The organism is Streptomyces sp. NBC_00028 (assembly GCF_045041065.1).
In the GTDB taxonomy this organism is placed as follows: domain Bacteria; phylum Actinomycetota; class Actinomycetes; order Streptomycetales; family Streptomycetaceae; genus Streptomyces.
In genome coordinates this window covers 5,562,384-5,577,587 of sequence record NZ_CP108293.1, presented here as the reverse complement: position 1 = coordinate 5,577,587, position 15,204 = coordinate 5,562,384, and the positions used below count along the sequence as shown (strand labels likewise).

The window sequence follows — 15,204 nt, the reverse complement described above, 5'->3', positions numbered from 1 at the left end:
GAGTTCACGACGCCGGAGCCTGTGCCTCGATGAACCGGGCGAGCCGCTCGGTGCCTTCTTCGATATCGGCGGTCGTCAGATAGCTGGTGGAGAGACGGAGGGCCTGATGGCCGCCGCCTTGCGGATAGAAGTAGTTCATCGGCGTCCAGATGACGCCGAATTCCTGTGCCGACCGGGCCAGGGCCGTGTTGTCCGCCCGGAAGGGGACCTGGACGGTGAGGAAGAAGCCGCCGGTGGGCTCGTTCCAGCGCACGCCGAGGGCGGTGCGCCGCGCCTCGGGCAGCCGGGCGTCCAGGGCGCGCAGTGTGGTGCGCAGGGCGTCGCCGTAGTAGGCGGCCGGTTCCGCGTTGAGCACGGAGAGGCGGCCGTCGCCGGCCAGCAGCGCGCCCGCCACGGCGGCCTGGCTCAGGGACGAGGTGTTGACCGTCACCATGCTCTTGATCTTGGCGAGTTCACCGGCCAGCAGACCGGTCCTGCCCTCCTCGTCGACCACCTGCTGGTCGGCGACGGCGAAGCCGACCCGGGCGCCCGGGAAGACCGTCTTGGCGAACGAGCCGAGATGGACGACCCGGCGCGACCGGTCCAGGGACTTGAGCGTCGGCAGCGGCGTGCCAGGGCTGACCCGGCGGTACGGGCTGTCCTCGATGAGGAGGATGCCGTGCCGCTCGGCCGCTTCCAGCAGCGCGCGGCGCGTCGGCAGATCGATCGTGGTCCCGGACGGGTTGGAGTGGTCGGGGATCACGTACAGGGCGCGGGGCCGCCGTCCCCGGGCGCGCTCGCGAAGGATCGCGGCCTCCAGGTCGGCGCAGGAGAGCCCGTCCTCCCGCTCCTCGACGGCGGTGACCGGCACGCCCAGCAGCCGTGCCACGCCCGTGATGCCGACATAGCAGGGGCTCGCCACGAGAAGCACGTCCTCGGGTCCGGCGGTCAGCGCCCGCACCACCAGCAGCATGGCCTCCTGGGCGCCCACGGTGATCACGATCGACTCGGGTGGTACGTCGATGTCCTCGTCCTTGCGCAGCGAGTCGGCGACGATCTCCCGGATCTGGCCCGCGGTGGGCCCGTACTGGTACATGGCGGTGCGGATGTCCTGCTCCGTGGCGCCCTCGGCCCTCAGGTGGTCCAGGTAGCCGCGCAGGTGGGTGAAGATCTGCTCGGTGTCGAAGAACCCGTCGTAGGGCCTGCCGGGCGCGAAGGAGATCGCGTCCGGGAAGCGGTGGGTGACCTCGTTGAGGAAGGTCATCGTGTCGAGGACGGGGTCGGACAGGCTCGGGTGCAGCTCGTCCTTGCGCAGCGGGTACACGGCGTCGGGGCCGGGGCGCGGCCGGGCGGGCGACGGACGGTGGCCGATCCGCAGGCTGTCGGGGCGGGCCTCGGCGACCGAGGCGGTGCCGGTGAAGGCCATGGCCTGCTCCAGTTCGCGCACGAGCGTGGCCAGCACCTCGGCGACGCGCGCCTCCCCGTTGGTTTCGCCGTCGGTTTCGCGGTCGGTTTCGGCCTCGGTTTCGCCGTCGGCGAGCAGCGCGTCCAGCACCGGTCGTCCCACGAGGACCGCGTCGGCCCCCGAGGCGAGGGACACCAGGACGTCGGCGCCGGTGCGGACACCCCCGCCGAGCAGCAGGGGGCGGTGGCCGCCCACGGCCGCGGCGAGCTCGGGCAGCGCGGCCAGTGAGTCGGTGACGAGACCGCCGGCCCCGGCCTCCAGCGCGCCGACCGCGTCCGACGCCGTACGGACTCCCGCGACGAGCACGGGCAGCGCGGAGGCGGCGCACAGCCGCTCCACCTCGGCCCAGTCGGCGGGGAGAGAGCCCGGGACGGGCCGCGGGGGACCGGCGCCGTCCCGGGAGCCCAGCGGGAGCAGCAGAGCGGCGGTCCCGGCGGCTGGCGGTTCCCGGTGCGCGAGGTCGTGCCAGGCGAGCGGGTGCACGACGGGGAGCCCCGCCGCGTCGGCCGCCCGCAGCAGGGCGGGCCGGTCCGTCCGTCCGGCGGCGGGGCCGAGGGCGATCGGCGCCGCCCACGGCCGGTCGAGGATCTTCACGCCGGTGTCGGGCGGGCCGGGCCGGGTGGGCCGGCCCGGCCGCAGCCCGGTCCGGTCGAAGGCGGCACGGTTGCCGGCCGCGGCCCGTTCGGTTTCCGGGGATTCTTCCGGCACACGGTCCAGGCCCATGGAATTCCCCCCGGCGGATTCGGTATTGGCAGGTTGATTTCGGCACCCAGAATCACACGATCGCAATCCTGGTCACAACTCTGTCCAACAGCCCGAAACCGTCACTTGGACGGGGACTTATTCGCCCTGCATTCGGAGATCAGGAGACCTCGGAAAGACCGGTGATTGACGCCGGGAGATCCGCTCTGCCGCGCACCTTCAATTTCCGGTATATTTTCGTGAGGTGCTGTTCCACGGTGCTGACCGTGATGGAGAGCCGGTCGGCGATATCCCGGTTGGTGCGGCCGGCGGCGGCGAGCGCCCCGACCCGGAGTTCCGCGTCGGTGAGTTCGGCCAGCGGCGCGGGCAGCGCGTCCCGGCCCGGCGGCGACGGCGCGTCCCATCGCGCGGCCGGCGGAGCCATGGGCTCGGGCACGTCGGCCGGTGCCCGCGCCGCGCGGCGCGCGCTCTCCGCCTCGGCCCGGGCCCGCCCCCGTTCCAGACCGTCACCGCAGGCGTCGAGGACCCGCACCGCCTCCTCCAGCAGCCGCAGCCGGTGCCGGGGCGGGCTCACGGCCGCGAGATGGCGCAGGGCGGTGCCGCGGGCCCGGCTGGGCCGGTCGCCGAGCCGGGCGAGGTGTTCCTCGACCCGTTCCCGGGCGCGCTGCCGGTCGCCCAGCGCGATGAGGGCGGCGACCGCGTCGTTGCGCCAGTCCACCAGCTCCGGGGCGTCGAGCTGCCACTTCGCCATCAGCTCGCCGCACGACTCGAAGTCCCGCAGGGCCGCGCGCGGCCGGTTCAGGGCGAGGCGGAAACGGCCCAGGGCGTGTAGGTAGGGCAGGGCGAAGGGCGTGCCGAACATGACCATCGGAACGGGCACGTCGAGACAGGCCCGCGCGGTCTCGGCATCGCCGCGCTCGGTCGCCGCGCGGATCGCCAGGGCCAGCGGCAGACCGATCGCGATGCCCCAGGCCTCGGCGCTGACCAGGTCGAGCGCGGTGCCGGCGGCCTCGCCCGCGGCGACGACATCGCCCCGGCCCAGGGCCGCGGCCGCCCGGATCGTCTCCAGCAGCGCGCGCCCCATGGGGAGCCGCCGGTTGCGGGGGTCGTCCAGCAGCCGTTCCGCCTGGAGCATCGTGTCGTCCAGGCGCTGGGCCCCGGTCAGGTAGATCAGCGCCACCAGGGGGTCCGCGAACGGGCTGGCCGTGCCGCTGCCGCGCAGCAGTCCACCCGCGGGCCGGTTCCTCTCGGCCGCGACAAGGCCGGCGCCGAGGGTGAGGAACGCGTGCGGCACCATCGCGGCCGGCCGGCCCGCCAGCGCGGCGGGGGTGGCGGTGACGGCACCGGTCTGTGTGCGGTCGGTCGTGAGGTCCGTCGTGCGGTCGGTCGTACGGTCCGTCGCGCCGTCGGTCGTGCGGGTGCCGCGTCGGAGGCCGGGGCAGCAGAAGGACAGCCAGAGCCGGACGAGGGCGGAGTCCGAGCGGGAGACGGCAGGGGGGTACCCCGCGGTGTCCCAGGCGTGCTCGGGTCCGGCGTCGCAGGAGCGCTCGGTGCCCGGGTCCCAGCCATGCTCGGCGCCGGTGTGCCGGCCCTGCTCGGGACCGCCGACGTGCCAGTCCTGCTCGGGACCGCCGACGTGCCAGTCCTGCTCGGGACCGCCGACGTGCCAGTCCTGCTCGGGACCGCCGACGTGCCGGCCCTGCTCGGGACCCCCGCTGCCCCGGCCCTGCTCGGGACCGCCGGCGTCCCAGCCGTGCTCGGGGCCGCCGGTGCCCCGGCCCTGCTCCGGGCCTCCGGTGTCCCAGCCGTGCTCGGGGCCGGTGTCCCAGGCATGCCCGTGCCCCGCCCCTTCACGTGCCTCGATGATCCGCAGCAGGTCGTCGGCCTGCGTGAACTCGCCCCGCCACACCTTCTGCTTCACCACGACCAGGGCGTCGGACCCGGTCAGCAGCCCCGCGCGCACCATCCGGCTGAGCTGCGGGAGGTACCGGGACGTCTTCACGGGGTCGATGGACCACTGGGCCTCCGCGAGGGCGGCGATCACCTCCGCCTCCTGGTCGGCGTCACGGCAGAGCCGGGAGGCATGCCGCAGATGGTCGACACCGGCGCCGATGTCGCCCGCGGCGAGGGCCTCGCGCGCCGCCTCACGGAGGATGTCGAGCTGCCAGGGGGCCTTGGCCGAGTCGTGCGCCGCGAGCAGCTGCCCGGCCACCACCGCGGCCGGGGCGCCGCTCTCCCGGAGCAGCTCGGCGGCGCGGGCCCGCAGGGCGGTGAGGTCCGGTCCGGGAAGGTCCGCCAGGACGGTCAGCCGGGCACGTTCGTGGCCGAACCAGCCGCCCGAGAACAGACCGGCCGCGCGCAGCTCGGTGATGCTCCAGCGCACGGAGGTCGCATCCGCCCCGAGAAGGGCGCCGATCAGCGCCGGGGTGACCGAGTCGCCGAGCACCGCGGCGGCGCGCGCGACGGCGAGCAGGGTCGGCTCACCGCGGTGCAGACAGCGCAGGAAGGCGTTCCGGAACGCCTCGTGGGGCCTCGGGGCGCCCCGCTCCGCGGCCTCCGCCGGGCCACGCCCGGCGGTGTCCTCGACCAGGGCGTCCAGCAGCAGGGGGTTCCCGCCGCTGGCCCGGGCCCACAGTTCGGCGTGCTGCGGCAGCGTGGCGCGCGTCGCCGGATGCGCGGCCAGATACGTGGCGACCCCGTCGACGGTGAGCGGTCCGATCCGCAGCCGCCGGCAGTGGGGCAGATGCAGGGTCTCGGCGTGCAGGGTGGCGAGCGCCCGGTCATGGCCGGCGGTCTCGGTCAGGACCACCAGGACGGGCAGCGCGTCGATCCGTCGTACGAGATAGCGCAGACATTGCAGTGACGCCTCGTCGGCGAAGTGCACGTCGTCGACGTGCAGGACGAGCGGCCGGTGCCCGGCCAGTTCGGCGACGGAGCGGTGGATGCGCTGCATGAGCGCGCGCGGCACGCGTCCGCTCGCTTCGGCGGCCTTCGTGAGTTCGGTGGCCGCCGGTGGGCCGTCGGCCGCGCCCCTCGCCCGTATCGCGGTCACCAGTTGGTCGATCAGGCCCAGTCGGTCAAGGCTCTCGCTCGCGGCGCCGGTCACCGACAGGAAGGTTCCTCCCCGGTCGACGACCTGCCCGGCGAATGCGCGGACCAGGGCGGTCTTGCCGCAGCCCACCGGGCCGTTGACGACGACCAGGGCTCCCTTTCCGGCCAAGCACTCCTCGTAGAGCTCTCGTAGCAGACCGAGTTCTACGTCCCTTTCGGTGAGCTTCACAGGTACCCCCCGTACCTACGCTGACCCGTGAGTATTTGAGGTCAGAACAAACCGTCTCCGACCTGCAACTACTCCGCCAGGATACCGGCTCATTAGCGCCAGCACGGCAGGATTTCAGCCACCCGGCCGGGGTAATGGGGGCGATTTTCGGACAGCGATCGGCCGATAATCCACGGGAAAACCAAAGGAAAGACACAGAATCCGCTGGTGAATAACGGGCGAACCATTTACGTCATCGCACCGGCAGCGTCAATCCGGAAAACCGTCGCGAAAGCGGCAACTTTCGCGACGGTCGACATTCCGGAGTCCGTTCTCAGCCGATCTGTGCGACGTCGTCCCTGACCCGCTCGGCGAAATCCGACCAGAGGTCGGCGAACTGCCGGGCGAGATCGGCCACGATGTCGCTGCAGTGCGGCGGGACGTTGCTGACGATCGCCTCCCACTCCTCCTTGCGCAGCGAGTGCAGAACGAGGAGGCGCAGCAGATTGCGGCCGGTCTCGGTGAAACGCAGGGCCGGGTCGGCCTTCAGCCGCTTGATCAGCACGGCGCGGTCGGGCGCCGACGCCATGTCCGGACGGGTACGGGGAGCGGGCCGGGCGAGCCGCAGCGCCCCGAACTCCCCGCGCCCGGGCGGCTCCCCGGGCTCGGCCTCCGCCTGCTTGCGCCGGCGCTGCCGGGGCAGCGGGTCCTCGCCGTTGCGCAGCCGGTTGCGGACGTCCCTGGCGGTCTCCGGGGATATCCCGGCCGCCCGTGCGACCTGACGCAGTGACAGCTCCGGGTTCTCCGTGAGCAGTTCACCGGCCAGGATGCGGCCGGTACTGCCGTCGACCGGCCGCAGTCTGCCGTCCTGGCCGAGCCGTCGTCCCTCCGGCCCCGGCAGTTGGACGACCCGTCTGCGGATCTCGCCGACGGTCCCGGGGGCGATCCCGGTGACCGAGGCGACCCGGCGGTCCGACCACTGCGGATGGGAGACGACGATGCGCTCGGCGGCGCGCTTGCGGTCGGCCAGCGCCAGCGGCAGGCCGTGGTGGACATTGAGTTGGACCGCGAGGACGAAGGCCGCGGCCTCGTCCCCGTCGAAGAACCGGGCGGCGATCGTGTTCTCGCCACGCAGCCGGGCGGCCTTCAGCCGGTGGTAGCCGTCGATGACCCGCATCGTCGACCGGTGGACCGTGATCGGCGGCAGCGGGTTCTGCGCTGCCGCGAGTACCTGAATGTGCTCCGTTCTCTCCCCCGCCAACCGCGGCGATCCGGACAGGCTCAACGAGCCGATCTCGACCTCCACGACGGGCTGCTGACTTATTGCTCCCTCGGACTCCACCCCAGCTCCTTACATCCCCACGCTGCTGCGAAAGGCGGTTGCCGTCCACGAAGAAGAATTTCTCGTCCGAACACGCTTTCTGCCGAAAATCCATCGCCGGTGGCCAGAATGTGGGGGGAGCGATTTCACAAGGTCGACATTTGCATGCTTCAGATGTGACCGAAATTAACAGTCCGACATCCTGGGCGAAACCCCTGCGGTTCGAGCCGGCCTCCCCCCTACCTCTAGGGGGTGTCGACTCGAGCGGGACGAACGCGCTGGACAAAGAGGTGCCCGCGACGCCGTGGGAGCGTCGCGGGCACCGGTGTCGCGGGCCGTACTCATGTGTCGCGGACCGTACTCACTGGGGTCGGGGACCTCCCGGACCGCCGGGCCCCTGGGGGCCGGGACCGAAGACCATCGGCCGCGGTCCGGGACCCTGGCCGGGGCCCGGCATCCCCGGCCCACCGGGCCCACCAGGCCCTTCGGGGCCGCCGGGGCCGAAGAACACCGGCCCCCCGTGGCCGTGCCCCACCGGCTCCGGAACCCGCTGCTGCGGCATCTCCTCGACCTCGGCCGGCTCGTCGTCGAGAAGGGCCGGTGCGGCGAACTGCGTGCGGTACAGCTCGGCGTAGAGCCCGCCGAGCGCGAGCAGTTCGTCATGGGTGCCGCGCTCCGCGATGCGCCCCTGGTCCAGGACGATGATCTGGTCCGCGTCCCGGATGGTGGACAGCCGATGCGCGATGACCAGTGAGGTGCGGCCCGCCAGCGCGGTCTTGAGGGCCAGTTGCAGGGCGGCCTCGGACTCGGAGTCCAGGTGCGCGGTCGCCTCGTCGAGCACCACCACCGGCGGGGCCTTGAGCAGCAGCCTGGCCATGGCGATGCGCTGCTTCTCGCCTCCGGAGAGCCGGTAGCCGCGGTCGCCGACCATGGTGTCCAGGCCGTCGGGCAGGGAGGCGACGAGCCGCCAGATCTGGGCGGCCCGGCAGGCCGCGACCAGTTGCTCCTCGGTGGCGTCCGGGCGGGCGTAGAGCAGGTTCTCCCGGATGGTGGTGTGCAGCAGATGACCGTCCTGGGTGACCATGCCGACCGTGTCGCTCAGCGACTGGAGCGTCAGGTCGCGCACATCGCGGCCGTCGATGAGGACGGTGCCCTCCTCCGGGTCGTACAGCCGCGGCACCAGATGGGTGACGGTGGTCTTGCCCGCCCCGGACGGGCCGACCAGCGCGGTGAGCTTGCCGGCCGGCACGGTGAAGCTGAGGTCGCGCAGCGCCCAGCTGTCGCCCTCGCGCTCGGGCGTCGGCGTGGCGAAGTCCTCCAGCGAGGCCAGCGAGACATCGGCGGGCCGAGGGTGGCGGAACGACACCCCGCGGAACTCGACGCCGGGGGCCGTGTCACGGGTCGCGGCGGGCGGCAGCGCCACCGCGTCGGGCTTCTCGGTGACCAGCGGCTTCAGGTCGAGGATCTCGAAGAGCCGGTCGAAGCTGACGAGCGCCGTCATCGCGTCGGCCTGGGCGTTGGAGAGCTGGCCCACCGGTGCCATCAGCCGCGTGAGCAGCGTGGCGAGGGCGACCAGGGTGCCGACCTCGAAGACGCCGTTCACGGAGAGCGTCCCGCCGACGCCGTAGACCACGGCGGTGGCGATCGAGCCGATGAACATGCTCGACAGGAAGAGCAGCTTCATCGAGACCGAGTTGCGCACCCCGATGTCCCGGCCGCGGGCGGCGAGCCGCGCATAGCCGGCGGTCTCCCGGTCCGGGCGGCTGTAGAGCTTGGCGAGGAGCGCGCCGGCGACGTTGAACCGCTCGTGCATGAGCGAGCCCATCTCGGCGTTGACCTGCATGTGCCGTCGGGCCAGGCCCTGGAGCCTGCGGCCCACGAGCCGGCCGGGGAGGATGAAGAACGGGACCAGTACCAGGGAGATCAGGGTGATCGTCCAGGACAGGTAGAACATCGTGCCGAGCACGAACAGGACGGTCAGCGCGGCGGAGACCACCGTGGAGAGCATCTGGGTGACCGCCTGCTGGGCACCGATCACATCGGTGTTCAGCCGGCTCACCAGCGCGCCGGTCTGGGCGCGGGTGAAGAAGGCGAGCGACTGGCGCTGCACATGGTCGAAGACCTGCACCCGCAGGTCGTAGACCAGGCCCTCACTGACCTTCGCGGAGAACCAGCTCTCCCCGAAGCCCACCAGCGCGGCCAGCACGGAGACCGCGGCAGCCGCGCCCGCGAGCCAGGCCACGGTCCGGTTGTCGCCGGCCATGATGCCGTCGTCGATCAGGTACTTCAGGAGCAGGGGCGGGGCCACCGCGCACAGGGCGTTCAGCGTGGTGCAGACCACGAGAAAGCCGATGGAGCGGCGGTGTCCGCGGGTGTACGGGATGATTCTCTTCGTCGTTCCGGGCTTCGCCCGCTGGGTGTTGTTCGAGGAATCCGGTCCGTCGGACCGGATCATGACGGGTCCGCCCATCATGGCCACAGGTACTCCCTGGGTAGCGTCGCTGCGGTCGGGCGGGCCACTAGCGGGCCGCCTCGGTCTCCTTCATCGCGTCGATGAGGCTCTGCGGACGGAGATCCGTCCAGCTCTCCTCCACATAGGCGAGGCATTCCTTGCGCGAGGCCTCTCCGAAAACGAGCCGCCAGCCGTTCGGAATTTCAGCGAATGCAGGCCACAACGAGTGCTGATTCTCCCTGTTCACGAGCACCAGAAAGGTCCCGTCTTCATCATCGAACGGGTTCGCCATAGTCACTCCCGCGGATCGAATTAATTCCCCGATGGATAGGAAAACCTTAGCCCGACGCATTGGGCCGAACAAGGTTCACCAATTCCGGGAACAATCCGCGGCAATAGATATTCACTTTTCGTGGAGGGCGGGGCGGAGCCGGACCACAGTCTGACCTGCGCACGTCCGGCGCGACAGGGTCGTCCAACCGGCCGACCCGGGCAGTTGGACACCGGACGACCGGGGTGCGGCGCCCCCGCCGGCGGGGGATGGCGACGAAGGCGCCGCGGTCCGGAATGTCAAGCCACCGTCCAGGGCGGCTAGTTGGTCGCGAGGGCCTCCGTCGGAGGGAGCCGGGCCGCTCGGACCGCGGGGTAGAAGCCGGCCAGCCCGCCGATGGCGAGGGTGGCGGCGAGTCCGCCGGCCATCGCCCACAGCGGCACGAGGGCGGCCCAGCCCTGGTAGGCGGCGTAGCCGTCGGTCACCCCGATGCCCAGCAGCACCCCGCCCACCCCACCGAGCCCGGACAGCAGCAGCGCCTCGGCGAGGAACTGGATCCTGATCTGGCCCCGGGTGGCGCCGAGCGAGCGGCGCAGTCCGATCTCGGAGCGGCGTTCCAGCACCGAGATGACCATCGTGTTGGCCACCCCGACCCCGCCGACCAGCAGCGCGACCCCGCCGAGGCCCAGGAGCAGCCCGCTCAGCGACTTGTCCGCGGCGTGCTTGGCGGCCAGCGCGTCGGAGGGGCGGGAGACGTTGACCTCGTTGGGGTCCTCCGGGGAGACCGTCGGGCCCAGCACGCTGTGCACCTTCTCGACGTCCTCGTCCTTGGCCCGCGTGTAGACCGTCGTCGGGTAGCCGTCGAAGGACAGTTCCTTCTCCGCCACCGTCCAGCCCACGAAGGCCTGGGTGTCAAGGGCGGGCAGCAGTTCGTTGGGGGCCAGCAGCCCCACCACGGTGAACCAGCGGTTGCCGAGCCACACCTGGACATCCGTGCCGGCCCGGTGGATGCCGAGGCTCCGCGCGGTCTCCGCGCCCAGCACCACGGCCGGGTAGCGGCTGTTGGCCTCGTTGAGCCAGCGGCCGTCGACGATCTTCCCGCCGATGGAACGCAGCAGGTCGGTGCGGGCCGCGCTGACCGTCAGACCGCCCGACTCCACCGCCGGGACCCGGTCGTTGCGGTAGAGCTTCGCGTCCGTGGTGCCCGTCGCGGACGCCGAGATCACCTCGGGCCGGTTCGTGATCATGGCGACGGCGTCGTCCGACAGATGGGCGTTGTCGCCGGTCATGGTGGTGCCCGGGGCGACGGTGAGCAGATTGGTGCCGAGGGCCGCCAGCTGCTTGTTCAGATCGTTGGTCGACGAGGTGGAGATACCCACCACGCCGATCATCGCGGCGATCCCGATCGCGATACCGAGGGCGGACAGGAAGACCCGCATCGGCCGCGACCGCAGACCCCAGCCGCCCACCCGGGCCACGTCCGACAGGCTCAGCCGGGCCGCCCGGGGCCGCGGCGGCGGGGGCAGATCGGCCCAGGGCCGCTGCCGTTCGGCCGGCAGCGCCGAATACGCCGTACTCATCGCTCCACCCCCGTGTGCGCCAGGGCCCGGGGCCCCGGTGATCCCGAGTCGTGCTCGATCCGGCCGTCCCGCACCCTGACCTCACGCGGCAGGGACGCCGCGATGTCCCGGTCGTGGGTGATGACGACGACCGTCGTGCCGGCCTCGTGCAGTTCGTGGAGCAGCTCCATCACCACCGTGCCCGAGCGGGAGTCCAGCGCGCCGGTCGGCTCGTCGGCCAGCAGCAGCGGCGGATCGCCGACCACCGCGCGGGCGATCGCCACCCGCTGCTTCTCACCGCCGGACAGCTGCTGCGGCTCGTGGTCGAGCCGGTGCCCCAGTCCCACCCTGCGCAGCGCCACCTCGGCGAGCCGGCGCCGCTCACGGCGCGGCCGTCCGCTGTAGAGCAGACCGTCCGCCACGCTGTCCAGCGCGGGCACCCCGGCGGCGAGATGGAACTGCTGGAAGACGAAGCCGATGGTGCCGGCCCGCAGCGCCGACAGCTCACGGTCGTTGAGGGAGTCCACCGGGTGCCCGGCGATCGCCACCGTCCCCGAGGTGGGCCGGTCCAGGGTGCCCATGATGTTGAGCATGGTGGACTTGCCCGAGCCCGAGGGGCCGACGACCGCGAGCATCTCGCCGCGGTGGACCACCAGGTCCGCCTCGACCAGCGCGGCCACGTCCCCGTACGACTTGCCGACCCCGGCCAGCTCGATCACCGGGTGGGCGGTGACGGTCACTTCGGGACCCCCACGACCGTGCCCTCGGTGATGCCGCTGCCGGAGACCTCGACCATGCCGTTGCCGAACGTGCCGAGCTGCACCTTGCGGTACTCCGACGTCGACCCGGTCACCACCTCGACCGCGTAACCGCCGCCCGGCAGCGCGAACAAGGCGCTGATCGGCACCGCCAGCACGTTGGCGCGGGTCTCGGCCGCGAACTCGACGCTGACGGAGGCGGCCTGGTAGGCGCCGAGCTTCTTGGCGTCCTGGACCTTCAGCTCCACCGGGACGGTGGCGTTCGAGGAGCCCGAGCCCGAGGAGTTCTGCTGGTCCTGGCCCCCGCCCCCGGAGTCACCGGACGACGTCGGCGTGCCGATCTCCGTCACCACGGCGGTCACCGTGGTGTTGTCCGGCAGCGTGACGGTCGACTTCCCGCCCTTCTTCGCCAGGTCCGCGTACTGCACCGGAAGGTCGACGGAGATGACCCGGTCGGTGCCCGTCCAGGTGAGCACGTCACCGGTGAGGCTGTCGCCGACGGCGAGCTCCGCCTTGGCGACCCGCCGCGCGCCGGACGCCACCACCGCGTCGCCGGCCGTCACCTGCCCGGTCTCGGTACGGCCCAGGTCGTCCTGCCACTCCTCGACGGCGGCGGCCGTGTCCGAGGTGTAGTCGTCGTCCACCGTGAAGCCGTCGTAGCCGAGCGCCTTCAGGTTCTTCTCCAGCATCTTGACGTCGCTGCCGCTGACGCCCGGCTTCAGCGTCCGGTACAGCGGCACCGAGCCGTACAGGAGCGGCACCGACTGCTGGTTGACCTTGTAGACCGGCTTTCCGCGGGTGACGGTGTCGCCGTCGGAGGGCATCCAGGTGACGATCCCGGCGCCCGCCCCGCCACCGCCCTGCGCCTGCCCGGACTGCGCCGAGCCGGACCCGGCCGGGGCCTGCACGGCCACCGTGTCGCCGTACCCGAGCTGCCCGTCCAGGGCCTGCGAGCTGGTCAGCGTCGTCCGCTTGACCTGGGTCGTGGCGGGCGGCCCGGACGGCGCCTTCGCCTCGGGGTCGTCGTCCCCGCCGCCGAACACCCCGAGGGCGGCACCGGCCGCGACCGCGGCGACCACCACCACACACGCGGTGACCAGGACGACGCGCATCCCGCGGCGCCGGCGGCGCCGGTCCACCGGATCCGGGTCCACGGCGGCGCCGCTCCCGTCGAAGGAGGGGGAGGGGACGGCATCGGGCCGCAGCTCCAGTTCCCCGCCCTCGACGCCCGGCGCTTCCGCGAGGTCCGGCGCTTCGTGGGAGACCGTCCGCGCGACGGTCCCCTCCTCCTGACTGGTCACTGCTGCGGCCCTCCCATGAAGGCGAGCGTGCCGCCGGGCCGGATGCTGTAGCAGGCCTCCGCGGCCTTGGAGAACTTGGGATCGTCACGCCCGGACAGGCCGGCCGCGTTGGCGTCGATGACGATCGTGTTCCCGTTCACCTGGGGGTCCGAGAAGCCCGGCACACCGTTCTCGCGGATGCACTTCGCCCAGGCCGCGACCTTCGTCGCGTCGAAGGCGCGGCTGCCGGCGGCGTCACCGGTGTCGCCCTGGTACAGCAGGCTCTGGCAGGCGGACTGGGCCGACTTGAAGGTCGGCGAGTTCTGGTCGACGCCCTGCGGGATGACGAGCTTCACGCCGCCCCCGCTGTCCTTCTCCGGGTCGGGGAACTCCGAGACACCGTGCTCCCGCATGCACTTCGCGTAGGCCACGCCCGCACTGTCGGAGCCGCCCGCGCTGGCGGAGGAGTTCACGCCGCCCTCGCTGGTCACGTTCGCGTCCTTGTCGCCCGACGAACAGCCGGCGAGAAGTACTCCCGCTGTCGCCACGGACAGCACCGCCAGGAGGGGCCCGGTCACGCGCTTCTGATGGTTATTCGGCATACCAGAAGTTCTACGGGGCGCCCGGTCACACCAGGGTTGCAACGGGCGCCCCGCGGGACCGCTCAGTCAGAGGGGTCCCACCCGGCACTTCCCTGTCCGTCGGACGGCACCAGCACGATGGCGCGGGCGGGACAGCGGGACGCGGCCGTGCGCAGCGCCGGCAGCGCCTCCGGGCCCGCCTCCCGCACGCGCTGCACCACCAGGCCGTCGTCCTCCGACTGGTCGAAGAACTCCGGCTCGAACAGCGCGCAGGCACCCGAGCCCACACAGCTGTCCCGGTCCACCCGGATCTCCACCCGGGCCGTGACCCTGGTGTCCGTGCCGTCCGCGGTGTCCGTGCCGTCCGTGGTGTCGGGTGTATCCGCCGTGTCCGCCACCGGTCTCACCACAGGACCGGCAGCGTCTCGACGCCGAACTGCGGTGCCAGCGACCTGAACCGCAGCTCCTCCACCCCGGTGCCCAGCCGCAGCCCGGGGAACCGCTCCAGCAGCCCCGTCAGCGCGATGCGCAGCTGAAGCCGCGCCAGTGCAGCGCCCAGACAGAAGTGCACGCCGAAGCCCAGCGCCAGGTGGTTTCCGGGTTCCCGGGCGATGTCCAGCCGGTCCGCGGTGCCGTCGTCGCCGCCGTAGGGGCAGCGGTTCGCGGCGAACACCGAGCACGACACCACCTCACCGGCCTTGATCAGCTCACCGCCGATCTCCACGTCCACCAGCGCGGTACGCGGCGACACGGACGCCACCACCGACACATAGCGCAGCAGCTCCTCCACCGCCCGGTCCATCAGCTCGGGCCGCTCCCGCAGCAGGGCCAGCTGATCGGGATGGCACAGCAGCGCCAGCACGCCGAGGCCGATGGTCTCCGCCGTGTTCTCGATCGAGCCGTTGGCGACGCTCTCGCAGATGCCGGCCACCTCCTCGTCCGACACCGCGTCCCCGTGCTCCCGGATCAGCATCCCGGCCAGGCCCTCGCCCGGATCGCGGCGCTGGGCGGCGGCCAGTTTCCGGAAGTGCCCCACATACTCCGAGGTCGCCGGGTGTCGGCGGGGGCTGTGCCCGGACGCCCGGTGGTCACCGAGCCGGGACAGCTCGGACAGGTCGTCGCGGGGCAGGCCGATCAGCTCGGCGAGGATCAGGCCCGACACCGGCCGGGCGAAGTACCGCATCAGATCGGCGGGCCGGCCGGCCCGTTCCAGCACCTCCAGCCGCTGGTCCACGATGCGCGCCATCATCGGCTCCAGCGCCTTCATCTGCCGGACCGTGAACATCGGCGCCACCAGCCGCCGCAGCCGGCTGTGCTCGGCCCCGTCGGTCTGCAGCAGACTCCCCGGGTGCGGATCGGGCTTGCGGCCGTCGGGCTCGGGCGGCGGCATGCTGGAGAACCGCTCGGCGTCGGCGAGGATCTGCCGGACCACCTCGCGATCGGTCACGATCCAGTGGGGCATCCCGCCGGGGGGCCGGAACAGCGGCGCCCGCGCGTTGAGTGCCAGCAGCTCCGGCACCGGGTCCAGGACGTTCCGGCGCTTGTCCACCGGAAGCTCGAACGACTGCGTCATGCGA

The 15,204-nt window shown here is 72.3% G+C and carries 11 protein-coding genes; all 11 read right to left on the bottom strand.

The features are described from left to right. Positions 1-4: 4 nt before the first annotated feature. Positions 5-2,167 carry an aminotransferase class I/II-fold pyridoxal phosphate-dependent enzyme gene (locus tag OG885_RS25050; RefSeq protein WP_405735187.1) on the bottom strand — a complete coding sequence of 721 codons (2,163 nt, stop codon included), beginning with the start codon at positions 2,165-2,167 and terminating at the stop codon, positions 5-7. Positions 2,168-2,306: 139 nt separating this feature from the next. Then, a complete protein-coding gene (locus OG885_RS25045) occupies positions 2,307-5,426 on the bottom strand; it encodes an AAA family ATPase (RefSeq protein WP_405735184.1) in 3,120 nt (1,039 codons plus the stop codon). A gap of 313 nt (positions 5,427-5,739) precedes the next feature. Continuing rightward, positions 5,740-6,711, bottom strand: coding sequence for a streptomycin biosynthesis protein (locus OG885_RS25040; protein WP_405735182.1), 972 nt, complete (start codon positions 6,709-6,711; stop codon positions 5,740-5,742). A 376-nt stretch (positions 6,712-7,087) separates the two neighbouring features. Next, positions 7,088-9,199, bottom strand: a complete 2,112-nt coding sequence (locus OG885_RS25035) for an ABC transporter ATP-binding protein (RefSeq protein WP_405735179.1) — start codon at positions 9,197-9,199, stop codon at positions 7,088-7,090. Positions 9,200-9,245: 46 nt separating this feature from the next. Beyond that, entirely contained in the window at positions 9,246-9,470 is a 225-nt protein-coding gene (locus OG885_RS25030) for an MbtH family protein (RefSeq protein WP_079306987.1), read from the bottom strand. Between the two features lie 299 nt (positions 9,471-9,769). Next, positions 9,770-11,029: an ABC transporter permease gene (locus tag OG885_RS25025; protein ID WP_329337695.1), complete on the bottom strand. Its 1,260-nt coding sequence runs from the start codon at positions 11,027-11,029 to the stop codon at positions 9,770-9,772. Continuing rightward, positions 11,026-11,748, bottom strand: coding sequence for an ABC transporter ATP-binding protein (locus OG885_RS25020; RefSeq protein ID WP_405735176.1), 723 nt, complete (start codon positions 11,746-11,748; stop codon positions 11,026-11,028). Before OG885_RS25020 ends, OG885_RS25025 begins: the two co-directional genes overlap by 4 nt. Beyond that, positions 11,745-13,067: a peptidoglycan-binding protein gene (locus OG885_RS25015; RefSeq protein WP_405735174.1), complete on the bottom strand. Its 1,323-nt coding sequence runs from the start codon at positions 13,065-13,067 to the stop codon at positions 11,745-11,747. Before OG885_RS25015 ends, OG885_RS25020 begins: the two co-directional genes overlap by 4 nt. Then, complete coding sequence (locus tag OG885_RS25010) at positions 13,064-13,624, bottom strand: hypothetical protein (protein WP_399962741.1); 561 nt, start codon at positions 13,622-13,624, stop codon at positions 13,064-13,066. The genes OG885_RS25015 and OG885_RS25010 overlap by 4 nt, the downstream gene beginning before the upstream one ends. Positions 13,625-13,710: 86 nt before the next feature. Continuing rightward, positions 13,711-14,025, bottom strand: a complete 315-nt coding sequence (locus OG885_RS25005) for a ferredoxin (RefSeq protein WP_405735172.1) — start codon at positions 14,023-14,025, stop codon at positions 13,711-13,713. A 5-nt stretch (positions 14,026-14,030) separates the two neighbouring features. Then, positions 14,031-15,200, bottom strand: a complete 1,170-nt coding sequence (locus OG885_RS25000; protein WP_399962736.1) for a cytochrome P450 — start codon at positions 15,198-15,200, stop codon at positions 14,031-14,033. Between the last annotated feature and the right edge of the window lie 4 nt (positions 15,201-15,204).

Bases quoted from the DNA above. Each gene is read 5' to 3' on its own strand.
- OG885_RS25050 (WP_405735187.1), bottom strand. From the start codon at position 2,167: ATGGGCCTGGACCGTGTGCCGGAAGAATCCCCGGAAACCGAACGGGCC.
- OG885_RS25035 (WP_405735179.1), bottom strand. From the start codon at position 9,199: ATGATGGGCGGACCCGTCATGATCCGGTCCGACGGACCGGATTCCTCG.
- OG885_RS25030 (WP_079306987.1), bottom strand. From the start codon at position 9,470: ATGGCGAACCCGTTCGATGATGAAGACGGGACCTTTCTGGTGCTCGTG.
- OG885_RS25025 (WP_329337695.1), bottom strand. From the start codon at position 11,029: ATGAGTACGGCGTATTCGGCGCTGCCGGCCGAACGGCAGCGGCCCTGG.
- OG885_RS25000 (WP_399962736.1), bottom strand. From the start codon at position 15,200: ATGACGCAGTCGTTCGAGCTTCCGGTGGACAAGCGCCGGAACGTCCTG.